Annotated in this window: 32 protein-coding genes; 19 read left to right on the top strand and 13 right to left on the bottom strand. The window is 74.7% G+C overall.

Annotated features, from left to right (window positions below; genetic code table 11):
- Nucleotides 1-8: 8 nt before the first annotated feature.
- Nucleotides 9-1,229 (top strand): acetyl-CoA C-acetyltransferase, encoded by a 1,221-nt coding sequence (locus I4I82_RS17630; RefSeq protein WP_218590968.1) that lies wholly within the window; start codon nucleotides 9-11, stop codon nucleotides 1,227-1,229.
- Nucleotides 1,229-3,388, top strand: coding sequence for a 3-hydroxyacyl-CoA dehydrogenase NAD-binding domain-containing protein (locus tag I4I82_RS17635; RefSeq protein ID WP_218590967.1), 2,160 nt, complete (start codon nucleotides 1,229-1,231; stop codon nucleotides 3,386-3,388). Before I4I82_RS17630 ends, I4I82_RS17635 begins: the two co-directional genes overlap by 1 nt.
- 89 nt (nucleotides 3,389-3,477) lie before the next feature.
- On the opposite strand, the gene I4I82_RS17640 is transcribed toward I4I82_RS17635, so the two are convergent.
- From I4I82_RS17640 to I4I82_RS17650, 3 genes are read right to left on the bottom strand one after another with little or no spacing between them, the layout of a single operon-like run.
- Entirely contained in the window at nucleotides 3,478-4,575 is a 1,098-nt protein-coding gene (locus tag I4I82_RS17640; protein ID WP_218590966.1) for a carboxylate-amine ligase, read from the bottom strand.
- Nucleotides 4,572-5,255 carry an SGNH/GDSL hydrolase family protein gene (locus I4I82_RS17645; protein ID WP_218590965.1) on the bottom strand — a complete coding sequence of 228 codons (684 nt, stop codon included), beginning with the start codon at nucleotides 5,253-5,255 and terminating at the stop codon, nucleotides 4,572-4,574. Before I4I82_RS17645 ends, I4I82_RS17640 begins: the two co-directional genes overlap by 4 nt.
- Nucleotides 5,252-5,614 (bottom strand): DUF1330 domain-containing protein, encoded by a 363-nt coding sequence (locus tag I4I82_RS17650; RefSeq protein WP_218590964.1) that lies wholly within the window; start codon nucleotides 5,612-5,614, stop codon nucleotides 5,252-5,254. The genes I4I82_RS17645 and I4I82_RS17650 overlap by 4 nt, the downstream gene beginning before the upstream one ends.
- Before the next feature lie 74 nt (nucleotides 5,615-5,688).
- Between I4I82_RS17650 and I4I82_RS17655 the strand changes: the two genes are divergently transcribed.
- From I4I82_RS17655 to I4I82_RS17695, 9 genes are all read left to right on the top strand, one after another.
- A complete protein-coding gene (locus I4I82_RS17655) occupies nucleotides 5,689-6,315 on the top strand; it encodes a DedA family protein (protein ID WP_225920619.1) in 627 nt (208 codons plus the stop codon).
- Between the two features lie 100 nt (nucleotides 6,316-6,415).
- Nucleotides 6,416-7,183: an ANTAR domain-containing protein gene (locus tag I4I82_RS17660; protein WP_226370119.1), complete on the top strand. Its 768-nt coding sequence runs from the start codon at nucleotides 6,416-6,418 to the stop codon at nucleotides 7,181-7,183.
- 47 nt (nucleotides 7,184-7,230) lie between these two features.
- Nucleotides 7,231-7,527: a Dabb family protein gene (locus I4I82_RS17665; protein ID WP_218590963.1), complete on the top strand. Its 297-nt coding sequence runs from the start codon at nucleotides 7,231-7,233 to the stop codon at nucleotides 7,525-7,527.
- 3 nt (nucleotides 7,528-7,530) lie between these two features.
- A complete protein-coding gene (locus tag I4I82_RS17670) occupies nucleotides 7,531-8,334 on the top strand; it encodes an ABC transporter ATP-binding protein (protein ID WP_218590962.1) in 804 nt (267 codons plus the stop codon).
- Nucleotides 8,331-8,984, top strand: a complete 654-nt coding sequence (locus I4I82_RS17675; protein ID WP_218590961.1) for a hypothetical protein — start codon at nucleotides 8,331-8,333, stop codon at nucleotides 8,982-8,984. The genes I4I82_RS17670 and I4I82_RS17675 overlap by 4 nt, the downstream gene beginning before the upstream one ends.
- Nucleotides 8,985-9,055: 71 nt before the next feature.
- Entirely contained in the window at nucleotides 9,056-9,415 is a 360-nt protein-coding gene (locus I4I82_RS17680) for a GntR family transcriptional regulator (protein WP_226370120.1), read from the top strand.
- Entirely contained in the window at nucleotides 9,412-9,690 is a 279-nt protein-coding gene (locus I4I82_RS34475; RefSeq protein WP_218590959.1) for an ATP-binding cassette domain-containing protein, read from the top strand. Before I4I82_RS17680 ends, I4I82_RS34475 begins: the two co-directional genes overlap by 4 nt.
- Before the next feature lie 48 nt (nucleotides 9,691-9,738).
- Nucleotides 9,739-10,137, top strand: coding sequence for an ATP-binding cassette domain-containing protein (locus I4I82_RS17690; RefSeq protein WP_218590958.1), 399 nt, complete (start codon nucleotides 9,739-9,741; stop codon nucleotides 10,135-10,137).
- Nucleotides 10,134-10,808: a hypothetical protein gene (locus I4I82_RS17695; RefSeq protein ID WP_218590957.1), complete on the top strand. Its 675-nt coding sequence runs from the start codon at nucleotides 10,134-10,136 to the stop codon at nucleotides 10,806-10,808. Before I4I82_RS17690 ends, I4I82_RS17695 begins: the two co-directional genes overlap by 4 nt.
- A gap of 61 nt (nucleotides 10,809-10,869) precedes the next feature.
- On the opposite strand, the gene I4I82_RS17700 is transcribed toward I4I82_RS17695, so the two are convergent.
- On the bottom strand, nucleotides 10,870-11,445 hold the full coding sequence (locus I4I82_RS17700) for a Uma2 family endonuclease (RefSeq protein WP_218590956.1): 576 nt from the start codon (nucleotides 11,443-11,445) through the stop codon (nucleotides 10,870-10,872).
- 62 nt (nucleotides 11,446-11,507) lie between these two features.
- On the opposite strand from I4I82_RS17700, the gene I4I82_RS17705 reads away from it, so the two are divergent.
- A complete protein-coding gene (locus I4I82_RS17705) occupies nucleotides 11,508-12,542 on the top strand; it encodes a maleylacetate reductase (protein WP_218595880.1) in 1,035 nt (344 codons plus the stop codon).
- A 15-nt stretch (nucleotides 12,543-12,557) separates the two neighbouring features.
- Here I4I82_RS17705 and I4I82_RS17710 read toward each other — a convergent pair whose 3' ends face one another.
- Entirely contained in the window at nucleotides 12,558-13,004 is a 447-nt protein-coding gene (locus I4I82_RS17710) for an SRPBCC family protein (RefSeq protein ID WP_218594861.1), read from the bottom strand.
- Nucleotides 13,005-13,060: 56 nt separating this feature from the next.
- On the opposite strand from I4I82_RS17710, the gene I4I82_RS17715 reads away from it, so the two are divergent.
- The 7 genes from I4I82_RS17715 (at nucleotide 13,061) to I4I82_RS17745 (ending at nucleotide 16,569) form a co-directional block, all read left to right on the top strand.
- Entirely contained in the window at nucleotides 13,061-13,444 is a 384-nt protein-coding gene (locus I4I82_RS17715; protein WP_218594862.1) for an SRPBCC family protein, read from the top strand.
- Nucleotides 13,445-13,547: 103 nt separating this feature from the next.
- Entirely contained in the window at nucleotides 13,548-14,318 is a 771-nt protein-coding gene (locus I4I82_RS17720) for an IclR family transcriptional regulator (protein WP_275948785.1), read from the top strand.
- Nucleotides 14,315-14,836 carry a hypothetical protein gene (locus tag I4I82_RS17725; protein ID WP_218589512.1) on the top strand — a complete coding sequence of 174 codons (522 nt, stop codon included), beginning with the start codon at nucleotides 14,315-14,317 and terminating at the stop codon, nucleotides 14,834-14,836. Before I4I82_RS17720 ends, I4I82_RS17725 begins: the two co-directional genes overlap by 4 nt.
- 47 nt (nucleotides 14,837-14,883) lie before the next feature.
- A complete protein-coding gene (locus tag I4I82_RS17730; protein ID WP_218589511.1) occupies nucleotides 14,884-15,375 on the top strand; it encodes a pyridoxamine 5'-phosphate oxidase family protein in 492 nt (163 codons plus the stop codon).
- 19 nt (nucleotides 15,376-15,394) lie between these two features.
- On the top strand, nucleotides 15,395-15,700 hold the full coding sequence (locus I4I82_RS34480) for an SH3-like domain-containing protein (RefSeq protein WP_218589510.1): 306 nt from the start codon (nucleotides 15,395-15,397) through the stop codon (nucleotides 15,698-15,700).
- Nucleotides 15,693-15,983: an SH3-like domain-containing protein gene (locus I4I82_RS34485; protein WP_218589509.1), complete on the top strand. Its 291-nt coding sequence runs from the start codon at nucleotides 15,693-15,695 to the stop codon at nucleotides 15,981-15,983. The genes I4I82_RS34480 and I4I82_RS34485 overlap by 8 nt, the downstream gene beginning before the upstream one ends.
- Before the next feature lie 22 nt (nucleotides 15,984-16,005).
- Nucleotides 16,006-16,569, top strand: a complete 564-nt coding sequence (locus tag I4I82_RS17745) for a nitrile hydratase subunit alpha (protein WP_218596496.1) — start codon at nucleotides 16,006-16,008, stop codon at nucleotides 16,567-16,569.
- Nucleotides 16,570-16,573: 4 nt separating this feature from the next.
- On the opposite strand, the gene I4I82_RS17750 is transcribed toward I4I82_RS17745, so the two are convergent.
- The 8 genes from I4I82_RS17750 to I4I82_RS17785 all read right to left on the bottom strand — a co-directional run bounded on the left by I4I82_RS17750 (nucleotide 16,574) and on the right by I4I82_RS17785 (nucleotide 23,499).
- A complete protein-coding gene (locus I4I82_RS17750) occupies nucleotides 16,574-17,200 on the bottom strand; it encodes a TetR/AcrR family transcriptional regulator (protein ID WP_218589507.1) in 627 nt (208 codons plus the stop codon).
- Entirely contained in the window at nucleotides 17,197-18,492 is a 1,296-nt protein-coding gene (locus I4I82_RS17755) for a cytochrome P450 (RefSeq protein ID WP_218589506.1), read from the bottom strand. The genes I4I82_RS17750 and I4I82_RS17755 overlap by 4 nt, the downstream gene beginning before the upstream one ends.
- Nucleotides 18,416-19,126, bottom strand: a complete 711-nt coding sequence (locus I4I82_RS17760; RefSeq protein WP_218589505.1) for a DedA family protein — start codon at nucleotides 19,124-19,126, stop codon at nucleotides 18,416-18,418. The genes I4I82_RS17755 and I4I82_RS17760 overlap by 77 nt, the downstream gene beginning before the upstream one ends.
- Nucleotides 19,119-19,358 (bottom strand): helix-turn-helix domain-containing protein, encoded by a 240-nt coding sequence (locus I4I82_RS17765; RefSeq protein ID WP_218589504.1) that lies wholly within the window; start codon nucleotides 19,356-19,358, stop codon nucleotides 19,119-19,121. Before I4I82_RS17765 ends, I4I82_RS17760 begins: the two co-directional genes overlap by 8 nt.
- The gene (locus I4I82_RS17770; protein WP_218589503.1) at nucleotides 19,358-19,843 is read right to left on the bottom strand and encodes a DUF2975 domain-containing protein; all 486 of its coding nucleotides are present in this window, start codon (nucleotides 19,841-19,843) and stop codon (nucleotides 19,358-19,360) included. The genes I4I82_RS17765 and I4I82_RS17770 overlap by 1 nt, the downstream gene beginning before the upstream one ends.
- Nucleotides 19,844-19,874: 31 nt before the next feature.
- Complete coding sequence (locus tag I4I82_RS17775; RefSeq protein WP_218589502.1) at nucleotides 19,875-21,251, bottom strand: sensor histidine kinase; 1,377 nt, start codon at nucleotides 21,249-21,251, stop codon at nucleotides 19,875-19,877.
- Nucleotides 21,252-21,433: 182 nt separating this feature from the next.
- Nucleotides 21,434-22,321, bottom strand: coding sequence for an alpha/beta fold hydrolase (locus I4I82_RS17780; RefSeq protein ID WP_218589501.1), 888 nt, complete (start codon nucleotides 22,319-22,321; stop codon nucleotides 21,434-21,436).
- Nucleotides 22,322-22,338: 17 nt separating this feature from the next.
- Complete coding sequence (locus tag I4I82_RS17785; RefSeq protein WP_218589500.1) at nucleotides 22,339-23,499, bottom strand: erythromycin esterase family protein; 1,161 nt, start codon at nucleotides 23,497-23,499, stop codon at nucleotides 22,339-22,341.
- Nucleotides 23,500-23,577: the final 78 nt, after the last annotated feature.

Below are 23,577 nucleotides of genomic sequence, written 5' to 3' on the forward strand. Positions count from 1 at the left end.
AAAGGTGCATGGCTGAGATTCCCGAGGCGTTCGTCTACGACGCCATCCGCACACCGCGCGGCCGAGGCAAGGCCTCGGGCTCGTTGCACGAGGTCAAGCCGGTCTCGCTCGTCACCGGGCTGATCGACGAGATGCGCGCCCGCTTCCCCGAGCTCGACACGAACACCATCGACGACGTCGTGCTCGGCGTGGTCTCGCCGATCGGCGACCAGGGCGGTGACATCGCCAAGACCGCCGCGATCGCCGCGGGCCTGCCGCACACCGTCGCGGGCGTGCAGCTCAACCGGTTCTGCGCCTCCGGCCTGGAGGCCGTCAACGTCGCCACCCAGAAGGTGCGCTCCGGCATGGAGGAGCTCGTGCTCGCCGGTGGCGTCGAGGCGATGTCCCGCGTGCCGATGGGCTCCGACGGCGGCGCCTGGGCCATGGACCCCGACACCAGCTACCAGACCGGTTTCGTGCCGCAGGGCATCGGCGCCGACCTCATCGCCACGCTCGAGGGCTGGACCCGCGAGGACGTCGACACCTTCGCCGTCGAGTCGCAGGCGCGCGCGGCCAAAGCCTGGGCCAACGGCTACTTCGCCAGGTCCGTCGTGCCGGTCAAGGACCGCAACGGCCTGACGGTCCTCGACCACGACGAGTTCATCCGCGCCGGCGCCACGCTCGACTCCCTCGCCGGGCTCAAGCCCTCCTTCGCGATGATGGGTGAGGCCGGTGGCTTCGACGCCGTCGCGCTGCAGGAGTACCACTGGGTCGAGAGGATCGACCACGTGCACCACGCCGGGAACAGCTCCGGCATCGTCGACGGCGCCGCGCTCTGCCTGATCGGCACCGAGGCCGCGGGGAAGGCTGCGAACCTGCGCCCCCGCGCGCGGATCGTCGCCACCGCGCTGTCCGGCGCCGACCCGACCATCATGCTCACCGGCCCCGCGCCCGCCTCGCGCAAGGCGCTGGCCAAGGCCGGTCTGACGGTCGACGACATCGACCTCTTCGAGATCAACGAGGCGTTCGCCGCCGTCGCCATGCGCTTCATGCGCGACATGGGGATCAGCCACGAGAAGACCAACGTCAACGGCGGCGCCATCGCGATGGGGCACCCGCTCGGGGCCACCGGCGCGATGATCCTGGGCACGCTGATCGACGAGCTGGAGCGGCGCGAGCTGCGGTACGGCCTCGCCACGCTCTGCGTCGGCGGCGGCATGGGCATTGCGACGATCGTGGAGCGGATCTGATGACCGACCAGAAGGCTGTGCGCTGGGAGAAGGGCGAGGACGGGATCGTCGTCGTCACCCTGGACGACCCGGGCCGCAGCGCCAACACGATGAACGAGCGCTTCGGCGCGGCCTTCGACGAGTGCGTCAGCGCGCTCGTCGCGGACCGGGAGGCCATCACCGGCGTCATCCTCACCTCGGCGAAGAAGACGTTCTTCGCGGGCGGCGACCTCGACTCGCTGTCGACGGCCACCCCGGCCGACGCCCCCCGCTTCTACGAGCAGTCCATGGCCATCAAGACCGTGCTGCGCCGACTGGAGACGCTGGGCAAGCCGGTCGTCGCCGCCATGAACGGCACCGCGCTCGGCGGCGGCCTGGAGATCGGCCTGGCCTGCCACCACCGCATCGGCCTCGACGCGCGGGGCGTGCTCTACGGCCTGCCCGAGGTGACGCTGGGGCTGCTGCCCGGCGGCGGCGGCGTCGTGCGCATCACGCGCATGCTCGGCATCGCCGACGGCTTCATGAAGGTGCTCGCCCAGGGCCAGCGGATGAAGCCCGCGCAGGCGCTGGAGACCGGCATCGTCGACGAGCTCGCGGCCACGCCCGAGGAGATGCTCGACAAGGCCCGCGCCTGGATCGCGGCCCACCCCGAGGCCGCGCAGCCGTGGGACAGGCCCGGGTACAAGATCCCCGGCGGCACGCCGTCGTCGCCGAAGCTCGCGGCGTTCCTGCCCGCGTTCCCGGCCAACCTGCGCAAGCAGCTCAAGGGCGCGCCGATGCCGGCGCCGCGCAACATCCTCGCGGCGGCCGTCGAGGGCACGCAGGTCGACATCGAGACCGCGTTCCGCATCGAGGCGCGCTACTTCACCGAGCTCGTCACCGGCCAGGTCAGCACGAACATGACCAAGGCGTTCTTCTACGACCTGCAGGCGATCAACGGCGGCCGCTCGCGGCCCGACGGCTTCGAGAAGTGGCAGCCGCGCAAGGTCGCCGTGCTGGGCGCCGGGATGATGGGCGCGGGCATCGCCTACGTCTGCGCGCTCGCCGGGTGGGAGGTCGTGCTCAAGGACGTCGAGCTCGCCTCCGCCGAGAAGGGCAAGGCCTACTCCGAGGGTCTCGTCGCCAAGGGCGTGAAGCGGGGCAAGACCACGCTGGAGAAGGGCGAGGCGCTGCTCGAGCGCATCACCCCGACCTCCGACTACGGCGACCTCGCCGGCTGCGACGTCGTCATCGAGGCCGTGTTCGAGTCGGTGGCGCTCAAGCAGGAGGTGTTCCGCGAGGCGATGAAGGTCGTCGAGCCCGACGCCCTGCTGTGCTCCAACACCTCGACGCTGCCGATCACCGAGCTCGCCGCCGGCCTCGACCGCGAGGGCGACTTCATCGGCCTGCACTTCTTCTCGCCCGTCGACAAGATGCCGCTCGTGGAGATCATCCGCGGCGAGCGCACGTCCGACGCGGCGCTGGCCAAGGCGTTCGACCTGACGCTGGGGATCAAGAAGACCCCGATCGTCGTCAACGACAGCCGCGGGTTCTTCACCAGCCGCGTCATCGGCACCTTCATCAACGAGGGCGTCGCGATGCTGGCCGAGGGCATCGACCCGCAGACGATCGAGCAGGCGTCGTCGCAGGCCGGCTACCCGGCCCCGGTGCTGCAGCTGATGGACGAGCTCACGCTCACGCTGCCGCAGAAGATCCGCAAGGAGACGCGGGCGGCCGTCGAGGCGGCGGGCGGCACGTGGACGCCGCACCCGTCGGAGGGCGTCATCGACCGGCTCGTCGAGGCCGGCCGCACCGGCAAGTCGGGCGGCGCGGGCTTCTACGAGTACGCCGACGGCAAGCGCACCGGGCTGTGGAAGGGACTGCGCGAGGAGCTCGGCGCCACCAACCATGACGTCGACCTGCACGAGCTGTCCGAGCGCATGCTGGTCATCGAGGCGCTCGAGACCGTCAAGTGCTTCGACGAGGGCGTGCTCACCTCGGTTCCCGACGCCAACATCGGCTCGATCTTCGGCATCGGCTACCCGGCCTGGACCGGCGGCGTGGTGCAGTACATCGAGGGCTACCCCGGTGGCCCGGCCGGCTTCGTGGCCCGGGCCGACGAGTTCGCGCAGAAGTACGGCGAGCGGTTCGCGGTGCCGGCGAGCCTGCGGGAGCGGGCGAAGGAGACGGCGGCGGCCTGACGCCTGCCCTCCGGCCCCCGAGGTTCAGGAAAGCCACTTTCCCGCCACCAGGTGGCGGGAAAGTGGCTTTCCTGCAACAGGCGGAGGGGTCAGGGCGCCGGGAGGGCTGCGTCCTGCGCCACCGCCGCCAGCGACCCGGTCCGCTCCCGCACCGCCCGCTGGCGCTGCGCCCCGGTGCCGCGGCCCAGGACGCCGGCGAGCAGGGCGTCGACGGCGGTGCGGTCGCCCGCCTCGTCCAGCGCGTCGGCGACGTGCGCCACCAGCGCCCCGAGGACGTCGGCGGCCGGGGCCGGACGCCAGGTCGCGGGGTGCAGCAGGTCGCCCGTGACGCCCGACCGCCCGGCCCGCCACGCCGCCAGCCGCAGCACCTCGGTGCGCACCGGCGGCACCTCGCCGCCCGCGCGCCACCCGCGCACCGCGGTCTCCACCAGCCCGCGCACCAGCGCCGCCACCAGCACGGCGTCGTCGGGGTCGCGGCAGACGTCGGCGACGCGCACCTCCAGCGTCGGGTGGTCGCGGGACAGCCGGGCGTCGAGGTAGACCATGCCCTCGTCGAGCACGGTGTCGGTGGCGAGCACGCCGTCGACGAACTCGCGGTAGCCCTGCGCCGACCCGAACGGCGCGTACGCCCCCGCCGAGGGCCAGCGCGACCACACCTGGCTGCGGAAGCTGTCGTGACCGGAGTCGGTGCCCTGCCAGAACGGGGAGTTGGCGCTCAGCGCCAGCAGCGGCGCGAGCCAGGGACGGATGCGGTCGAGTGCGGCGACGCCCTCCTCCGCGGACCCGATCGCCACGTGCACGTGGCAGCCGCAGGTCAGCTGGTCGTCGACGGTGATGCCGAACCGCTGCACCATCCGGGCGTAGCGCTCCACCGGCGAGACGGTCGGCTCCACCGGCAGCGGCGACGTCCCCAGCGGCGCGACGGCGGCACCGAGCCGGGCCGCGGCGGCCGTGGCCTCGGCGCGGGTGGTGCGCAGCTGCGCACCCAGCTCGTCGAGGGTGCGGCACGGGCGCGTGCCCGTCTCCAGCTGCTCGCGGTGCAGCTCCCCGGTGAGCCCGGCGCCGTCGGCGTCCGGCTCGGCGGAGTCCCACGCCGCCAGCACCGCCCCGCCGACGGCGCGCGGCCGCCCGCTGTCCGGGTCGAGCAGCAGGAACTCCTCCTCGACGCCGACGGTCCGCGGGCTCACGCGTCGACCCCGATCGCCTCGCCGAACACCGCGGCGAGACCGGCGTAGCCGCGCTCGTTCGGGTGGAAGCGGTCGGCGGCGAGCTTGCCCGACCAGTTCTGCGTGCGGGGCCTGCGCAGGTCGGCCAGCCGCAGCCCGCGCTCGGCCACGGCCTCGTCGACCAGGCGGCTGACCTCCAGCGCCGCCGCGTAGCCCGCCGGCTGGTTGCCCACCACGGTGCCGGGCGGGACGCGGCGCAGCAGCTCGGCGAGGTCACCCGGGAGCGCGGGGCGCAACCGCGGACTGACCAGGTCGTTGTTGCCGATCAGCAGCGTGACGAGGTCGGGCTCCTGCCCCAGCGCCGCGAGAGCCGGGAGCTGCTGGTCGAGCACGTCGCGCACCCGCCCGCCGCTCACGGCGAGGTTGACCACGCGCCACCCGGGCATGCGCGCGGCGAGCTGCCCGACCCAGCCGCGGTCGTACGCGCCGGCGCCGATGCCGACGGTGAGCGAGTCGCCCAGCGCCACCCACAGCGGGCCCTGCGCGGCGAGGGCCTCCCGGTTGTGCCGCTGCCACGCCTGCGCGTAGGGCACCACCTGGTCCTGGACGCTGCGCACGCCGGGCAGCACGCGGGAGAGCAGGCGCAGCACCGGCCCGGCCGGGCGGCCGCTGAGGCCGGAGTACTCGAACTCCGTCGTCATCCGCGGGGAACCGTGGGTTGCAGCACCGCCTCCACCAGCGCCTCCGTGCGCAGGTGCGTGCCCTCCTGGTAGCCGGGGTCGCGGACCATGTCGGAGAACGCGCGGCGGCTCGGGTAGGACACGAGCAGCACCGCGTCCCAGTCCTGGCCCTGCTCGGCGACGACGGGATCGGCGCCGTGGCCGAAGTACACGACCGACGCCCCCACCTTCTCCGCGAACGGCCGGAAGTGCGCGAGGTAGGCGTCGTACCGCTCGGCCCCGCCGGGGGCGAAGCGCAGCAGGTTGAGCATGACGATCGGTTGGTCGGGGTGGTCGGCGAGGAACGCCTTCATGTCTGCCCCGGACGGGTTCACGGCCATGGTCTCATCATGCCCCGCTGTGAGCTGCCCACCCCCACCGGATGATCACGGGACGAATCGGGCAACCTGAGGGCATGGCCGACTGGGTGTTCTCGATCGTCGACCGCCTGGGAGCGACGGGCGTCGGCCTGCTGATCCTCCTCGAGAACATCATCCCGCCCATCCCGTCCGAGGTGATCCTGCCGCTGGCCGGGTTCCGGGCGCGGGCCGGCGCGTTCAACGTGGTCGCGGCGTGGGGTGCGGCGACGGTCGGTTCGCTGGTCGGGGCGCTGATCCTCTACGGGCTGGGCGCCTGGTTCGGCTACGACCGGCTGCACGCCCTGTCGGGCCGCCGCTGGTTCATCCTGTCCAGCCAGAAGGACCTCGAGCGCGGCTTCGCGCTCTTCGACCGCCACGGCGGCAAGGTCGTCCTGCTGGCCCGCTGCGTGCCGCTGCTGCGCAGCGTCGTCTCCATCCCCGCGGGCATCGTCGGGATGCCGGTGTGGCGGTTCGCGCTGCTCACGGCCATCGGCAGCGGCGTGTGGAACGCCGTGTTCGTCGGCCTCGGCTGGTACCTCGGCGAGAACTTCGAAGTCGTGGAGCAGTGGCTCGGGCCGGTGTCCTACGTCGTACTGGGGCTCCTGGTCATCGGCCTGATCGTGCTGATCGTCCGGCGGGCCCGCTCGCGCGAGGCCCCCGACCGGGCGCGTCACCGGGCCTGACCGCGCCACCGTTCGGCCGAACGGCAGGTGATCGGCTTGCCCCAGGGCGCTGCGGTCGGTCAAGCTTCCGCGCTGGAGCACGACGATCAGGAGTGTGCGGGTGACGGTTGACGAGGGGACGTCCGGCGACGCGGCGGTGCTGGCCGCGATCGTCGACGAGGTCCCGGGTGCGGTGGCGGCGGAGTTCCTCGCGCTCGCGGCGGCCCTGATGGACGCGACGACGGTGCGCGGCGTGCTGGTGCGCGTCGTCGAGGCGGCGAAGGCCGTGGTCCCGGGGGCCGACCTCGTCAGCGTCACGCTGCGCACGTCGGCCGGACTCCACACGCCCGCCGAGACCGATCCGCTCGCCACGCGGCTCGACGAGATCCAGTACCGCCTCGACGACGGCCCGTGCGTCGACGCGACCCGCAAGGCAGGCCTGGGCCTCACGTTCTGCTCCGACCTCGCCTCCAGCACCCGCTTCGGCCCCTTCGGGCCGGCCGCGGCCGAGCTCGGCGTGCACAGCGTGCTGGCCGTCGGCCTGTTCCCGGACGGCGACGGCCCGCGGATGGGCGCGCTGAACGTCTACTCGCGGAAGGTCGCGGGTCTCGACGAGCTCGACCGCGACCTGACCCTCGTGCTCGCCGCCCACGCCTCCACCGCGCTCGCGGCCACGATGGCCGCCACCTCGTCGGAGCTGGAGAGCGCGCAGCTGCGCCAGGCACTGCAGAGCCGTGACGTGATCGGCCAGGCCAAGGGCATCCTCATGGAGCGCCGTGGCATCAGCGCCGACGAGGCGTTCGACGTCCTCCGCACGGCGTCGCAGTCGCTCAACGTGAAGCTCGCGCAGGTGGCCCAGACGCTGGTGGAGCGCCGCGACGAGGTCTGAGCCCGGTGGCGCGCACCCCGTGAGCGGTCGGCGCTAGCCTGGCCGACGTGATCCGCAACGTGGTGGTGGGCCGGCTGCGCCCGGACGTGCCGGCCGAGCAGGTGGAGGCGGCGCTGCAGGCGTTGCGGGACCTGCGCGTCGAGGGCGTGACGATCCGGATGGTGTCCGGCACCGATCTGGGCCTGCGCGAGGGCAACGCGAGCTACGCGCTCACCGTGGACCTCGACGACGAGGACGCCTACCGCGTCTACGACCTCGACGAGGAGCACAACCGCATCCGGCGCGAGATGTTCGCGCCGATCAGCGCGTCGATCGAGCGGATCCAGTTCCGGCTGCCCGGCTGAGCCGTGCGCCTGGAGGCGGTGCGCAAGCGCTACGGGCGCGGGCCCGAGGTGCTCGCGGGCGTCGACCTCGAGGTCGTGCCCGGGGTCCCGGCGGTCGTGCTGGGTGCCAACGGGGCGGGCAAGTCGACGCTGCTGCGCATCGCCGCCGGCTGCTCGGTCCCCACGTCGGGCCGCGTGCGCGACCGGCCGCGCCGCGTCGGGTACCTGCCCGCCGACCTCCCGGTCCCGGAGCGGACGCCCGTCCGGGTCTGGCTCGCGCACCTCGCCGCGATCCGGGGCCCCGGACGGGACGGAGACGAGGCGGCGGCGCTGCTGGAGCGCCTCGGCTTCACCGGCGGGCCCGACACGCCGATGGGGCGGCTGTCGACGGGCAACGCGCGCAAGGTCGGGCTGGCGCAGGCGCTGACCGGGTCGCCCGCGCTGGTGGTGCTCGACGAGCCGTGGTCGGGGCTCGACGACGCCGCGGCCTCGACGCTCGACGCGGTCCTCGGCGGCGTGGTGGCACCGCTGCTGGTCACCGACCACACCGGGCGTTCCGGCGGGCTCGCCGGCGCGGAGCGCTGGAGCCTGGCCGCGGGACGGCTGGCCCCCGGGCCGGCACCGGAGGCGCCCCGCACGGTGGTGGTGCTGCACTGTCCTGACGAGCCGGCGCGGGTCCTCGCACGGCTGCCGCCGGCCGCGCGGTGGTCGCGCGACGGACCGGTGCTGACGGTCCGGGTGCCGGTCGACGGCGGTGACGCCCTGCTGGCCGCGGCCCTCGCGGCGGGCTGCTCGGTGCTGTCGGTGCGCCGTTTCGGGATGCGGTGAACGGCGTCGCGACGACGGCCGCCGTCGCCCGGTACGTGCTCGCCGAGGTCGTCCGGTCGCAGCGCTGGCTGCCCCCGCTGCTCCTGTTCGCCGCGGTGCACGCCGTGTTCTTCGGCGGCGATCCCGGGCCGCCGCCCGTCCCGTGGGCGGCCTCGGCGCTGGCGCTCTACCCCGTGGCCGCGTGGGTCGCGCTGGTCGTCGCGCACGTCGACGACCCGGCGCGACGGGCGCTCACGGCCTCGGCCGCCGGCGGGTGGGCACCGGTCGCGGCGGCCACGGCGCTCGTGGCGCTGCTCGGTGACGCGCTGCTGGTCGCACTCGCCGTGGCGTGGCCGGTGGTGCTCGGCCGCTACCCCTACCCGCCCGCGACCGTGCTGCTCGGCGTCGTGGCGCACCTCGCGACCGCGCTGACCGGCACGGCCGTCGGGCTGCTGTGCGCCCGGCCGGTGGTGACGCGGATCGGGCGGTCGGTGCTGCTGGTCGTCACCGTCGTGGTCGTGACGGCGGTGCAGCCGTGGCTTCCGCCCGTCGGCACCGCGGTGGCCGCGCTGACCGCCGCGGGCCCGCCCCCGCTGCCCGACGCCGCGCTGGCGCTCGCCCTGCTCACCGCGGCCGCGTCCGTCGCCTGGGCGGTGGACCGCCGGCGGTAGGACTTGACATACCGGTTCGTCGGTTACATGGTTAGCTACATGAGTAGACAACCGGCGCGCCGGTGGTCGGGGTGAAGGACGACGGGCGGCCGCTGTTCCTGCGCATCGCGGAGCAGATCGAGGGCTCGATCGTCGACGGCTCGCTCGCCGAGGAGGCGCAGGTGCCGTCCACCAACGAGCTCGCCGCCTTCCACCGCATCAACCCGGCCACCGCGGCCAAGGGCGTCAACCAGCTCGTCGCCGACGGGGTGCTCTACAAGAGACGGGGGATCGGCATGTTCGTCGCCACCGGCGCGCGCACGCTGCTGCTGGAGCGCCGCCGCGAGGAGTTCGCGCAGGAGTACCTGGCGCCGCTGCTGGCGGAGGCCCGCAAGCTCGGCATGGACGCCGACCAGGTCAGGAAGATGATCGACACGTGGGAGGAGGCATGACGGTCAGGACGGTCGGGCTCACCCGGCACTACGGCGCGGTCGCGGCGCTCGACGGCGTCGACGCCGTGTTCGCCGAGGGCGCGGTGCACGGCCTGCTGGGCGCCAGCGGCGCGGGCAAGACGACGCTGCTGCGGATCCTCGCGGGGCAGGAGGTCCCCTCCGCGGGCACGGTCACCGGGGTGGACGGAACGGTGTGCCTGGTCCGCGAGGACCAGGAGCACCCCGACAGCTACCGCGTCTCCCAGGTCCCGCGCGTCGCTGACGCTGCTCGATGAGAGCCCTACCTCGGCCTCGACGCCGTCGCCCGCGCCACGCTGTCGCAGGTGCTGATGGCCGACTATGCCGAGCACCCGCGCACGATCGTGCTGTCCAGCCACCTGATCGACGAGGTCGCCGACCTGCTGGAGCACGTGGTGGTCCTCGACCGCGGCCGGGTCGTCCTCGACGACGACGTCGACGCCCTGCGCGGGCGCGCCGTCACCGTCAGCGGGCCGGCCGGGTCCGTCGAGCGGTTCGTCGCCGGGTGCGGCGAGCTGCACCGCGAGGGGCTCGGGTCGACGCTGCGCGTCACCGTCGTCGGTGCGCCCGCGGCGGTCCCGCCCGACCTGGAGGTCACGCCCGTGACGCTCCAGCAGCTCATCGTCCACACCGCGACCGCACCGTCCAGGCGATCCGCATCCGCCGCGTCCGCTCCGGATGCCGACCCGGGGGAGGCCCGGTGAGCTCCGTGCTCGACATCGTCCGTCTGCAGTTCCTCGACCGCCGCATCCTGCTCGGGACGGCCCTGGGCACGGTGGTGTTCGTCGCGCTGGGGGTGGGCCTCTCCGCGGTCGACGTCGCCTCGCAGGGCAGCTTCGGGAGGGGTTTCGCGTCCGGCGTGGTCGGCGGCTGGTACGGCGCCGTCGCCGCGGTCCAGTTCACCGGGATCGTCCGCCAGCTCCCGTTCACCGTCGCGATGGGCCGGAGCCGCAGCAGCTTCTACCTGGGGACGCTCCTGTCGTTCCTCGTGCAGGTGCTGTTCCACGGCGTGCTGCTGTCGCTGGCGCTCGCCGTGGAGCGGGCGACCGGCGGATGGGGCGCCGGCATCGCGTTCCTGGGCACGAGCTGGGCGGACGCCGGCAACCCCGTCGGCCAGTTCCTCGTGTTCGCCGCGCCCTTCGTGCTGACGTTCCCGATGGTGCTGCTCGCGGCCGTCGTCCAGGTCCGGTTCGGCGGGGTCGGCCTCGCCGTCGCGGCGGTGTTCGCCGGGGCCGGTGCCTTCTTCGTGCTGATCGGGGTGGGTCTGCTGACGGTCGGCGCGCCGCAGACGGTGTTCCAGTCGCTCATGCTGGCGGCCATCGGGGTGCTGTACGCCGTGGTCGGCTGGTTCGTGGTGCAGCGCGCGGCGGTCTGACCGCCCGGGCACCGCGCCGTCCTGCCCGGTCATCCCGCCGGGGTGGTCGGGCAGGGCCCGTTCACAGCAGGGCGTCGAGGTCGAGGACGAGGGGGAAGGGCCGGTCGGTGCGGTGGCTGCCCTGGACGGCACCGCCGTCGGCGTACCCGAACTCGCCCGCGAGGTGGCAGGCGAGCAGTGACACGGGTTCCTCCGGATCGAGGACCCAGTAGTGCGGGATGCCGGCGTCGGCGTACTCGGCGCGCTTCGCCACGTTGTCCGTCCGGCCGGACCCCGGAGAGAGGACCTCCACGACGATGACGACCTCGGACGCGCGGATCAGGCCGCCTTCGTGCCGCTGGCGCAGACGTGCGTCGCGCTGCACGACGATCAGGTCCGGCCGCCGCACGAACCCGGGCCGGTCGGGGGCAGCGAGCTGCAGGTCCACGTCGATGTCGAGGATGACGACCAGGTCCGGTGGGAGTTGGGGCTTGAGCTGGTCCCTCATCTCGGCCGCCACCCAGTTGTGGTCGGCCAGTGGGCTGGGCGTGATGACGACCCTCCCCTCGATCAGCTCCGAGTAACCGGGCTCGATCTCGCCGAGCTCCAGGTACTCGGCCACGGTCAGGAGGCGGGGGGGTGCCGACGGGTGCGCCATGGACGGGTCCTCCTCGGTCTCGTCGAGAGTGTGGCACTCAGGCCCGACACTAGGGTCCGAGCATGCACTCCTTCGTCTACGACGCCCTGCCGGTGCGGGTGGTGTTCGGGTCCGGTACCGCGCGCACGGAGCTGGCCGGGGAGGTCGGGCGGCTGGGGGCGGGGGCCGTGCTGATGATCGCCTCCGAGCGCGACGCCGAGCGCGTCCGCGCCCTGACCGCCCCGTTCGCCGAGCGCGTCGCGGGCACGTTCACCGCGGTGCGCGAGCACGTGCCGGTGGCCACCGCGGAGGCGGCGCGGGCGGCCGCGGCGGGGGCCGACGCCGTCGTCTGCATCGGCGGCGGGTCGACGGTCGGGGCGGCCAAGGCCGTCGCGCTCACCACGCGGCTGCCGATCCTCGCCGTGCCCACGACGTACGCGGGCTCGGAGGTCACGCCGGTCTGGGGAACCTCGGGGAACGGCGTCAAGACCACCGGCACCGATCCGGTGGTGCTGCCGCGCACCGTCGTCTACGACCCGGAGCTGACGGCGACGCTGCCGCCCGCGCTGGCGACGGCGAGCGCGCTGAACGCGATGGCGCACTGCGTCGAGGCGTTCTGGGCGCCGCGGCGCAACCCGGTGAGCTCGGCCGTCGCGGAGGAGGGGGTGCGCGCCCTGGCCGACGGGCTGCGCGACGGCGCCCCCGCCGACCTCCTGCTGGGCGCCTACCTCGCCGGCACCGCGTTCGCGGCCGCCGGGTCGGGGCTGCACCACAAGCTCGCGCACGTGCTCGGCGGGCTGGGCATGCCGCACGCCGCCACGCACGCGGTGCTGCTGCCGCACGTGCTCGCGTTCAACGCCCCCGGGTCGCCGGACGCCGCCGCGCGGATGGCGCGCGCCCTGCGTGCGGACGACGCCGTGGCCGGCCTGCGCGCCGTCGCCGACGCCGCGGGCGTGCCGCACGGCCTGCGCGAGCTGGGCCTGCGCGAGGACCAGCTCGACGAGGTCGCCGACCGGACCGAGCCGGTCGTGCCGGCCGACAACCCGGTGCCGGTCGGCGGCGGCGCGCTGCGCCGGCTCGTGCGGGCGGCCTGGTCGGGCGATGCCCTGCAGCAGTAGGCCCGCGACGGACGGTCAGGCGGTGTAGACGATCGCGCGCCGGTGCAGGAACTCGGCCAGCGCGGCGAGCCGGTTGAGCCGGCGGCGCTGGCCGTAGGCCGACAGCGGCCCGACGACGCCCTGCACGAGCTTCCCGGCCGGCCCCGAGACCTCGGCCGTCATCGTCACCGTGCAGCGCTGGTCGCCGTGCGGGGTGATGAGGTCGGCGTAGTCGAGGCGGTGGCCGGCGGCGCGGGAGGTCCAGCGGATGCCGCGGCCGGGCTCGCACCACGTCACCTCCATGACGGTGCCCGGGCCGAACCACGGCGTGATCGTGCCGCTCCAGCTCGCGTCCTGGATGACCTCGCCCGCGCAGTCGACGCGCCGGATGTGCGGGGACCACAGCCGCCACGCCGCCACGTCGGTGAGCACGGCGTGCGCCACGGCGGCGGGAGCGGCGACGGTCTGCTCGGTTCGGATCACCTGTCCACGGTAGGCCCCGGGAGGCGCCGACGCCCGTGTTCCTCGACGATCGGGGAGTGGAAGCCGGAACACGGGCGCGGGGTGCGGCGACGCCCGCACTGGCGTGGGAGCGCTACGCCGATCCGGGGCGGTGGGCGGGCTGGGCCCCGCAGATCCGCCGCGTCGATACCGCCGCCCCGCGGATCGCGCCGGGGGCCACCGGCACGGTCCACGGGCCGCTGGGGGTGCGGGTCGCGTTCGTGATCACCGCGGTGGACGAGGCCGCGCGCACGTGGGCGTGGGACGTCCGCCTCGGCCCGCTGCGCCTGCACCTCGTGCACGGCGTCGAGGACGACCCGGGCGGCTGCGCCACCTGGCTGACGGTCCGCGGCCCGGCGCCCGTGCTCGCCGCCTACCTCCCCGTGGCGTGGATCGCGCTGCGCAACCTGGTGCGGCCCTAGTCGTACCGATCGGAGGTGCCGGCCCGAACGGCGGACGGCGGGGGCCGCGGCTGCGCGCGGGATACCCTCGGTCCGGGTGACCGGCCCCGGCGATCGGATGGTGATGGGCGCGACGAACGGCATCGGCCGGTCCGGGGGCGTGCAGTCGCTCGACCGGGCCTTCGCGCTGCTCGAGCACCTCGCCGACGGCGACCTCGCGCTCTCCGAGCTCGCCGTCCGCTCCGGGCTGCCGCTGCCGACGATCCACCGGATCGTCCGCACCCTGGTGGCGTCGGGGTACGTGCGGCAGCTGCCCTCGCGCCGCTACGGGCTCGGGCCGCGGCTGATCGGGCTGGGTGAGGCGGCGTCGCGGATGCTGGGGTCGTGGGCGCAGCCGCAGCTCGCCGCGCTCGTCGACGCCGTCGGGGAGACCGCGAACATGGCGATGCTCGACGGCGACGCGGTCGTCTACGTGGCGCAGGCGCCCTCGCGGCACTCGATGCGGATGTTCACCGAGGTCGGCAGGCGCGTCCCGGTGCACTGCACGGGCGTGGGCAAGGCGCTGATCGCCGGGCTGCCCGAGCCCGACGTGCGCGCGCTGCTGGCCCGCACCGGGATGGCGGCGCAGACACCGCACACGATCACCGACCCCGACGCGCTGCTGCGCGAGCTGGAGCGGGTCCGCCGCCAGGGCCACGCCGTCGACGACGCCGAGCAGGAGCTCGGGGTGCGCTGCGTCGCCGTGGCCGTGCCGGGCGTGCCGTCGCCGACCGCGGTGTCGGTGTCGGGGCCCGAGTCGCGCGTGACGTGGGCGGCGGTCGAGCAGATCACGCCGGTGCTGCACGCGGCGGCGGTGGCGCTGGGCAGGGAGCTGTCCGGGCGGGTGGCGCGGTGACGGCGGGCGAGGTCCCGCCCGCGCTGGCGGCCTACCTCGCCGAGTTCCACCGGCACGCGCACCGGCTCGGGCAGGTCTCGCGCCTGGAGGTCGGGTCGCGGATCTGGACGCACTGCGCCGCGCACGCCGGCCCGGGTGCGTCCGACGAGGACGTCGCCGCGGCGCTCGCCGAGCTGGGCCCGCCCGCCGATCTCGTGCGCGCCGAGCTCGAGCGCAGCGGCGAGCGGCCCGACCCGTTCCGCACGCGCGACCTCGCGCCGGTGCACCTGTTCGCGGCGTCGCTGCTCACGCTCGGCGTCGGCGCGGTCGTCGGGCTGGTGCTGCTGTGGTGCTCGCGCGCCTGGCCCGTCGGGCACAAGCTCGCGGCCACCGCGCTCGTCGTCGCCGGGGTGCCCGTCGTGCTGGCGTTCCTGCCGGGCGCGGCCGGCGTCGCCGTCGGGGCCCTGGTGGTCGGGCCCGCGCTGGCCGCCGCGCACCTCGCCGTCGCGCGCCGGTTCGTCCGCGACCGGAACCCGTGACGGATTCCTGACGGGAGCTGTCAGGGACCGCTCCTAGCGTCCTCACCATGACGAGCTGGACGGACTTCACCACGGGCGCCCCCCGCATCTCGACGATCTTCCGACGACGCCACGCCGCGACCGGGAAGCTGTGCCTGCTCGCGACGGTGCGCGCCGACGGCTCCCCGCGGATCAGTCCCATCGAGCCCAGCGTGTTCGAGGACCGGCTGTGGCTGATCGGGATGCCCGACACGACGAAGTTCCACGACCTGCACCGGGACCCGCGCTTCTGCCTGCACACCGCCACCGTCGACACGCAGGTCGGCGACGGCGACGCCAAGCTGTTCGGCTCCGTGTCCGACGTCCGCGACACCGACCTGCACCAGCGCTTCGCCCAGGACCTGTTCGACCGGAGCGGGTTCGACCTCCGCGGCGAGGTGTTCGGCCACTTCTACGAGGCGCACGTCACCGGCGCATCCGCGGTGGAGCTCGTCGACGGGCACATGGAGGTCACGATCTGGAAGCCCGGCGAGGCGGAACGGGTGGTGCGCAAGCACTGAGGAGCGGTAGGAAGGGGTGGTGAGCCGCATCAACGACGTCGGCGGGATGACGGGCTTCGCCGCGATCGTCGAGGAGCCCGACGAACCGCCCTTCCACGACGACTGGGAGGCGCACGTCTTCGCGCTCAACGGCGCCCTGATCCGCCGGGGGATCTACAACCTCGACGAGTTCCGCGACGCCCAGGAGCGCCTGCCCGTCGGCGAGTACCTGGCCGCCTCCTACTACGAGCGGTGGTTCGCCGCGATCCGCACCCTGCTGGCCGAGAAGGGCGTGGTCGCGGCGGCCGACCTGGCGCTCCCGGGTGACGGGGACCCGCATGCCTGACCGCTTCCCGCCCGGCGCGCGCGTGCGCACCCGCACCGGCGACCCCGACGGGCACACGCGCCTGCCCCGCTACGCCCGCGGCGCCGTCGGCACCGTCGTCGAGCGGGCCGGGACGCACCCGCTGGCCGACGAGCGGGCGCGCGGCCGCGCCGGCGAGCCCCGCGGCGTCTACCACGTCCGCTTCCCCGCGGCCGCGCTGTTCGGCGCGGGCGACCACTCCGTGGTCGTCGAGCTGTGGGAGGACTACCTGCACGAGGTCGACCCCGAGGAGGTGCCGTCGTGAGCGGTGACCCGCCGGTTCGACGATCTCGGCGCAGGTCCGGCACGTCGAGTCGCTGCTCGAGTCGCGCGGCCTGCTCGACCCGGGCGAGATCGACACCCGCATCGACGAGTTCCTGGCCGGGGGCACGCCCGCCAACGGGGCACGCATCGCCGCCCGCGCCTGGACCGACCCCGGCTTCACCGACCGCCTGCTCACCGACGCCAACGCGGCGATCCGGGAGGTCGGCCTGTCGATGGCGGGCGGGCTGCAGGAGCAGCGGCTCAAGGTCGTCGCCAACACCCCGCACGAGCACCACGTCGTGGTCTGCACGCTGTGCTCCTGCTACCCGATCGCGCTGCTCGGCCCGTCGCCCACCTGGTACAAGAGCGAGGCCTACCGCTCACGGGTGGTCCGCGACCCGCGCGGGGTGCTGCGGGAGTTCGGCCTGGAGCTGCCCGACGACACGGCGATCACGGTGTGGGACGCGAGCGCCGAGTCGCGGTACATGGTGCTGCCGCGCCGCCCCATCGGCACCGACGCGCTGACGGAGCCCGAGCTCACCGCACTCGTCACGCGCAAGGGGCTGATCGGCACCGCGGCGGTGTGAGGGGTCAGGCCCCCGGTCGGTCCAGCCCCGCGGCCAGCTCGGCCAGCGCCGAGTCGACGTCGGCCCGCAGCACGTCGAGCGAGGGCGTGGCGTCGGCCGGGTCGCCCCCGAGCCACCGGTCCAGCGTGACCCGCAGCGCCGCGAGCGCGGCGGCCGCGCACAGCGCCGGGTAGACCGGCGACACCCCGCCGCCGACGCGCTCGGCGATGGCCGCGGCGAGCGCGGTCTCCTGCCGCGCCAGCACGGCGAGCTGGTGGGGCACCAGCGACGGCGCGGAGCGGATCAGGCGCAGCGCGGCGAGGTGGTCGCGGCCGGCGGCGTCGGTGCGGTCCATGACGACGAGCACCGCCTCGCGCAGCGCCCCGAACACCGACTCGCCGCGGGGCCGCGACCGGAACTCCGCGACGAGCGCGTCGGCGCCGGCGGCCGACGCGGCGAGGATCGCGTCCTCCTTGCTGGGGAAGTGGTTGAAGAACGTGCGCAGCGCGACGTCGGCCTCGGTCGCGATCCGCTCGACGGTGACGTGCTCGACGCCGTGCCGCACCGCCAGGCGCAGGGCCGCCGCGCTCACGGCGGCCCGCGTCGCGAGCTTCTTGCGCTCGCGGCGGCCCGGCGGTGCGGGGGCGCTCACGCCCAGGTCACCGGCAACGAGTGCACGCCGAAGATCTGCATGTCGTTGCGCAACGGGATCTCCTCGGCGGGGACGGCCAGCCGCAGGTCCGGCAGCCGTGCGAACAGCTCGGCGAAGCCGGTGCGCATCTCGATCCGCGCCAGCTGCTGGCCCAGACACTGGTGGATCCCGTGCCCGAACGCCAGGTGCGGCGCGCGGGGCCGGGTCAGGTCGAGCCGGTCGGGGTCGGGGAGGTGGCGGTCGTCGCGGTTGGCCTCCGGCGTCGCGATGACGACGGTGGCGCCGGCCGGCACGTCGACCCCGCCGACGGTGACGTCCTCCAGCGCGATCCGCGTGACGCCGAGCTGCACGATGCTCAGGTAGCGCAGCAGCTCCTCGACCGTGCCGTCGATCAGGCCGGGGTCGGCGCGCAGCGCGGCGAGCTGCGCGGGGTCCTGCAGCAGCGCGAGCACTCCCAGGCCCAGCATGTTGGCGGTGGTCTCGTGCCCGGCGCCGAGCAGGACCAGCGCCACGTCGATCAGCTGGGCGTCGGTGAGCGGCGGCTCGGCCTCGTGGACGAGACCGGAGAGCAGGTCGTCGGCGGGGGCGCGGCGCTTCTCGGCGACCAGGCGGGCGATGAAGCCGTGGAGGGCGCCGCCGGCCGCGGCCCGCTCCGCGTCGGTGGAGCGCGTCGAGAGGGCGACGGCGGTGTTCTGCTGGAACTCGTCGCGGTCGGCGTAGTCGACGCCGAGCAGCTCGCAGATCATCAGCGACGGGATCGGCAGCGCGTAGGCCGGCACGAGGTCGGCCTCCGTGCCCGCGGCGACCATCGCGTCGATGTGCTCGGTCGCGATCTCGCGCAGCCGCTCCTCCAGCGCGTTCATCCGGCGAACGGTGAACTGCCCGGTGAGCAGCCGCCGCAGCCGCGTGTGCTCGGGCGGGTCCATGAACACGAACATGCCGTCCTCGCGGCTCTCCACCCGCGGCCGCGGCGGCCCGGCGTGCCCGGCCAGCTCGGCGACCTGGTCGGGGGAGAGCTGCGAGGCGTCGGGGTAGCGGATCCGGTCGGAGCTGAAGCGGGGGTCGGACAGGACGGTGCGGGCCTCGTCGAACCCGGTGACGAGGTACGCGGCGGCCCCGTTGAGCAGCTCCAAGGCCTGCACCGTGCCGCGTCCCCGGCGCTCCGCGAGGCCGGGCGCGGGCGCGAACGGGCACCCGGCGGCACGCTCGGTGAGGTCAGCGGGCAGGACCCGCGTCAGCGAGGTGACGCCCGCGTCTGTGGGCTCGGTCGGTCGCTCGGGGGAGTCGCTCATACCGCCACCGTACGGACGTCCACTGCACGACGCGCAACGATGCACATCGTGCAGCGATGATCCTGCGCCCGCCCTCCAGCACCGCCCCGACGACCGTGGCGAACCCGAACCCGACGGCCAGCGCGGTGACGGTGTCGTGGGCGAACGCCGCCCCGCCGACGAACCCGAGCATCGCCTGCCAGGCCGCCGACAGCACCGATCCGACCGCGGTGAACCCGACGAACCGCGTCGCCGGGTACCCGGTCGCGCCGGACGCGAGCGTGGCGACGGTGCGTCCGGCCGGCACGAACCGGGCGGTGAGCAGGACCAGGCCTCCGCGCCGCTCCAGCAGGCAGGCCGCCCGGTGGTAGTGCTCGGCGGGGAACCGGTGCCGCACGGCCGGGCCGATCCGCCGCCCGATGAGGTAGCCCGCGCACTCGCCGAGGAACGACCCCGTGGCGGCCGCCGCGACCACCGCCACCAGGTCCTGCTCCCCGGTCACGGCGGCCACGCCGGCGGCGATGATCAGCGCCTCGCTGGGCACGACGGGCAGCAGGGCGTCGACGACGGCCATCCCGACGATCACCGCCAGCAGCCACGGCGAGGCCAGCGCGGCCTCGGTCACGGCGCGCAGGAGCTCCACAGGGTCAGCCACCGGCGGAGGCCGGGGTGGGGGAGCGGTCGTCGTCGACCCACTCCAGCAGGTCGCCCGGCTGGCACTCCAGCACCCGGCACATGGCCTCCAGCGTGCTGAAGCGCACCGCCTTGGCCCGCCCGTTCTTGAGCACGGCCACGTTGGCCGGGGTGAGCCCGACCTTCTCGGCGAACTCGCCGACGCTCATCTTGCGCCGGGCCAGCTCGACGTCGATCCGCACGACGATCGCCATCAGATGACCGCTTCCATGTCCGAGCGCAGCGTCGTGGCCTGGCGCAGCAGCGCCCGCATCACGATCATCAGCAGCAGCACGGCCGACCCGACGAGCCCCATCAGCAGCGGGATCGCGGCGACGCCCGGTGCGTCGTCGGCGTCGGCGATGATGAAGGCGGGCACGAACGCGGCCGCCAGGACCACCAGCCCCGCGACGATGGTCCACACGATCGCGTCCACCCACCGCAGCGCGTCCTCGCTGAAGATGCGGTCGCGGACGACCATCGTCAGCAGCGCCCAGGTGCACACGATGACGACCTGCACGCAGAGCAGCCCGAGCACCGCCAGCGGGATCACGATCCAGAGCAGGTAGGTGAACCGCCCCGGCCCGTCCTCGCCCGGTTGCAGCCCCACCACCACCAGCACCTGGAACAGCAGCACTACGGCGAACAGGGCGACCAGGACGAGCCGGAGGGGCAGCACGGCACGGTTGATCCTCGACATGCGGCGAGTATCAACAGGTATCTATCGAATGTCAATCGGTTGGGAGGCGCACCAGGAGCTCGGTGGCGCCGGGGCGGGAGTCGATCGCGATCGTCCCGCGGTGGCGCTCGACCACGATCCGACGCGCGATGTCGAGGCCCAGCCCCGTGCCCCTGCCGACGTCCTTGGTCGAGAAGAACGCGTCGAACGCGCGCTCCGCGACCTCGGGCACCATCCCCGGGCCGGTGTCGGAGACCGTCACCGCCACGTCGGTGCCGTCCAGCTCCACCGCCACCCGCAGCGTGCCGGAGCCGTCCATCGCGTCCAGCGCGTTGTCGACGAGGTGGGTCCACACCTGGTTCAGCTCGCCCGCGTGAGCGTCGATCGGCGGCACCCCGGGGGCGTACTCCCGGACGATCGTGACCCCGCCGGTGCGGTGCCCGAGCATGGCCAGCGTGCTGTCGATCCCTTCGGCCACGTCGACGCGCTGCATCGAGGCGCGGTCCATCTGAGAGTAGGACTTCACGGTGCCGACGAGTTCGGAGATGCGCCCGGTCGACTCCTTGAGCTCGGCGAGCAGCGCGGTGGCCGAGACGGTGCTCGCCACCCACCCCAGCGCGGGACCCAGTGCCGGGCCGTCGACGGCGCCGGCCGCGCGCGCGCACCAGCCGGTATCGGCGCCGGCGGCGGCCAGGGCCGGGGCGAGCAGCCACCCGCGGTCGACGCCGTGGTCGTCGAGCCACGCCTCCAGGTCGCCCTCCAGGTCGGACAGGGCGAGCGCGTCGGTGACGACCGGGCGTGACGCGAGCTCGGCGCGCAGCGCGTCGACCGCGACGAACTGCGCGGCCGACACGTCCTGCCCGGCCAGCAGGCCGAGCGTGGACACCAGCGTGCGCAGCGTCTCGTCGAGCTCGTCGACCGCGCGCCCGGCGGCGGCCGCGGGGTTGTTGATCTGGTGCGCGATGCCGGCGGCGAGCGTGCCCAGCGCGACGAGCGACTGGCGCTGCCGCGCGGTCGACTCGATCGAGCGCGCCGTGTGGTAGAGCCCGCTGATGAGGTGGCTGCCGAACGGGAACCAGGCCTCGGCCAGCTCGCCCAGGGCCGCGGCGGGCACCCGCAGCACGCGGCCGTCGACGGTGCCGCGGCCGGTCGCCAGGTAGACCCCGCGCTCGTCCCAGGCGCGGAACCCGCCGGCCCACCTGCCCGGGCCGTCCATCCGGCCGACGACGGTGTCCTCGCGGCCGACGCGGCGGCTCAGTTCGATCTCCCCGTCGACGAGCGCCCACCAGGAGTCGGCGGGCTCGCCCTCGCGGAACAGCTCGACGCCCGGCTCGATCCGCACGGCCGTCCCGGCGGCGACGAGCTGGGCGATCTGCCCGTCGTCGAGGTCGCCGAACAGGGGCAGCGAGCGGAGATCGTCGACGCGCACCCCGGCACAGTAGGGCTGTCCGCCCCCTTGTGGAAGTTAGGTGAGCCTGTTCAACACGGCGCCGGTTCCCGATCACGGAGGTACCTCATGACCACCGCGCTCCTCGAGCGTCCGGACGTCTCCGCCGCCGGCCGCCACCGTCGACTTCCGCGCCCGCACCGCGACCGCTCTGGTGGAGGTCTTCACCGGGGCGCTGCGCGGCTGAACCCCTGTCCCAGGAAGTCCAGCAGGAGCTCCGTCGCCCGCTCCGGTGCCTCCTGCGGGATCCAGTGCCCGCAGCCCGTCACGGTCTCGTAGCGGAAGTCGGCGCAGGACTCGGCGGAGCGCCGCATCTGCCCCTCGGTCAGCGCGAGGTCCCCGTCGCTCCACACGCCCAGGACGGGGACCCGCACCGGCGGCAGCGCCGGGGGCTCGAAGCGCACGAACGTCGCCGGGTCGATGTTGGCGCGGTACCAGTTGAGCGACGCCGTCAGCGCGCCCGGGCGGGCCAGGTCGGCGATCTGGCGCTCCGGGAGCGGGTGCCCGTCGGGGAAGGCGGCGTGCGCCCAGGAGCGCAGGAACCTCCAGTCGTCGGCGGGCACCACCTCCTCGGCGACGCCCGGGAACTGGAACCAGAGCATGTACCAGGACATCGCCTTCTGCGCGAAGCCCGCGGTGGCCATCGCGGCGGGGTGCCCCACGGAGAACGCGGCGTAGCGCGTGACGCGGTCGGACGAGAGCGTCAGCGCCCACCCCAGCGACGCTCCCCAGTCGTGCCCGGCGAGGGCGAAGCGGTCGACGCCGAGCGCGTCGGCCACGCCCAGCACGTCCGCGCGCAGCGCCCGCATCCGGTAGTGCTCCACCTCGGCGGGCCGGTCGGACTCCCCGAAGCCGCGCAGGTCGGGTGCGACGACCCGGTACCCGGCGGCGGCGAGGGCGTCGACCTGGTGGGTCCACAGCTCGGCGCGGTCGGGCCAGCCGTGCAGCAGGACCACGGCCGGCCCGTCGCCGCCGGTGTCGTGGACCGACAGCGTGATCTCGGGCAGCGTCGTGCCGGGGACGGTGATCCGCCGCGGTGCCGGGAGGCTCATGGCCGCGACGCTACCGATCATGCGGTGAGCTCGGGCAGCAGCCACACGAGGTCGAGGCCGGCGAGCAGGGCGTCGTCGGCCCCGGAGTAGCCGACGGGCGGCGGTGCGGGGGAGCGGACGGCGGCCCCGGCGGCGAGCCGCCGGGCGTCGGGGCCGCGCAGGACCGCGCCGCGGGGGTGCGCGTCGAGCAGGACCGCCTCGACCGTCCCGGGCTCAGGGGCGCCGATGCCCCGCCCCTGGGCGGCGCCGACCACCGTGCCGAGCACCGTGAGCTCCGGTCCGAGCCGCGGGGACAGGAGCGCGCCGGCCCCGTTCCAGACGAGCTCGACGCCCATCGTCATCGCGCTCGGCCCTCGCTGCAGGTGGCCGTGGTGGGCGAACACGAGCGTCGGCCCGCGCCCGCGCTCCCGCTCGACGGTCGCCGCCAGGTTCGCGGCCATCATCGCGTCGCGCTGGGCGGCGAGCCGCTGCACCCGGTACGCGTCGGGGAGGACGAGGAGCCGGTGGTAGGCCAGCAGGCCGGTGGCGGAGCGGGCCGCCGCGCCGGCGTCCCACCAGGCGTCGTCGTCGGGCCCGTCGGGGGCGGTCGTCACTTGGCGCCAGGCGAGCTCCGCGGCCATGACGGTGAGCTCGGCCGCCGCGGGCGTCGCACCCCTCCCGCGGGCTGGGTCCCCGATGACGGCGGGGTCGCTCCACGGCGCGTCCGGACCGAGGAGGTCGGCGATCCGGTCCCAGGCGGGCAGCGCGGTCGCGCCCCGCGCGCGCAGGAACCCGTGGAGCAGCCCGAGCGCCTCACGCGGCGATTCGGCGCCGCTCGACTCCAGCGGACCGTCGAACCCGCTGAACCGCACCCGGCCGGGCGGTGCGGCGGCACGGTTGTGCGCGGCGATCCACGCCACCAGCTCGCGGTTGCCGCGGCCCGGTCCCCACCCGTGGCTGAAGCCGGCGTCGCGCCGGTCGTCGTCGGGCTGGACGCCGCTGGCGAGCAGCGCATCCAGCCGGGCGCCGCGCAGGCAGCAGCTCTCCACGGCGACCGACCGGAACCCGGCCCGGTCGACGAGCGCGGCGAGCAGGGCGTTGCGCAGGAGAGGCACGTGCTGCTGCCCGTGCAGGGGCTCGGTGAGGGCGAGCAGCCGGGTGCGGTGGTCGAGCAGGGCCAGGACGTCGTCGAGGTGCACCCCCTGAACCGTAACCTTGAACCTCCTGTTGGCGGTTCGTGGCACAGGCCAGCAGCTCGGGGGTGCTCAACCCTCAAC

Source organism: Pseudonocardia oceani (assembly GCF_019263585.2).
Taxonomy (GTDB): domain Bacteria; phylum Actinomycetota; class Actinomycetes; order Mycobacteriales; family Pseudonocardiaceae; genus Pseudonocardia; species Pseudonocardia oceani.

What these genes read in the sequence shown, in the direction of transcription:
- I4I82_RS17630 (WP_218590968.1), top strand. Translation starts at nt 9, where the DNA reads ATGGCTGAGATTCCCGAGGCGTTCGTCTACGACGCCATCCGCACACCG.
- I4I82_RS17635 (WP_218590967.1), top strand. Translation starts at nt 1,229, where the DNA reads ATGACCGACCAGAAGGCTGTGCGCTGGGAGAAGGGCGAGGACGGGATC.
- I4I82_RS17645 (WP_218590965.1), bottom strand. Translation starts at nt 5,255, where the DNA reads ATGACGACGGAGTTCGAGTACTCCGGCCTCAGCGGCCGCCCGGCCGGG.
- I4I82_RS17650 (WP_218590964.1), bottom strand. Translation starts at nt 5,614, where the DNA reads ATGGCCGTGAACCCGTCCGGGGCAGACATGAAGGCGTTCCTCGCCGAC.
- I4I82_RS17655 (WP_225920619.1), top strand. Translation starts at nt 5,689, where the DNA reads ATGGCCGACTGGGTGTTCTCGATCGTCGACCGCCTGGGAGCGACGGGC.
- I4I82_RS34475 (WP_218590959.1), top strand. Translation starts at nt 9,412, where the DNA reads ATGACGGTCAGGACGGTCGGGCTCACCCGGCACTACGGCGCGGTCGCG.
- I4I82_RS17700 (WP_218590956.1), bottom strand. Translation starts at nt 11,445, where the DNA reads ATGGCGCACCCGTCGGCACCCCCCCGCCTCCTGACCGTGGCCGAGTAC.
- I4I82_RS17705 (WP_218595880.1), top strand. Translation starts at nt 11,508, where the DNA reads ATGCACTCCTTCGTCTACGACGCCCTGCCGGTGCGGGTGGTGTTCGGG.
- I4I82_RS17720 (WP_275948785.1), top strand. Translation starts at nt 13,548, where the DNA reads ATGGGCGCGACGAACGGCATCGGCCGGTCCGGGGGCGTGCAGTCGCTC.
- I4I82_RS17730 (WP_218589511.1), top strand. Translation starts at nt 14,884, where the DNA reads ATGACGAGCTGGACGGACTTCACCACGGGCGCCCCCCGCATCTCGACG.
- I4I82_RS34485 (WP_218589509.1), top strand. Translation starts at nt 15,693, where the DNA reads ATGCCTGACCGCTTCCCGCCCGGCGCGCGCGTGCGCACCCGCACCGGC.
- I4I82_RS17755 (WP_218589506.1), bottom strand. Translation starts at nt 18,492, where the DNA reads ATGAGCGACTCCCCCGAGCGACCGACCGAGCCCACAGACGCGGGCGTC.
- I4I82_RS17765 (WP_218589504.1), bottom strand. Translation starts at nt 19,358, where the DNA reads ATGGCGATCGTCGTGCGGATCGACGTCGAGCTGGCCCGGCGCAAGATG.
- I4I82_RS17770 (WP_218589503.1), bottom strand. Translation starts at nt 19,843, where the DNA reads ATGTCGAGGATCAACCGTGCCGTGCTGCCCCTCCGGCTCGTCCTGGTC.
- I4I82_RS17780 (WP_218589501.1), bottom strand. Translation starts at nt 22,321, where the DNA reads ATGAGCCTCCCGGCACCGCGGCGGATCACCGTCCCCGGCACGACGCTG.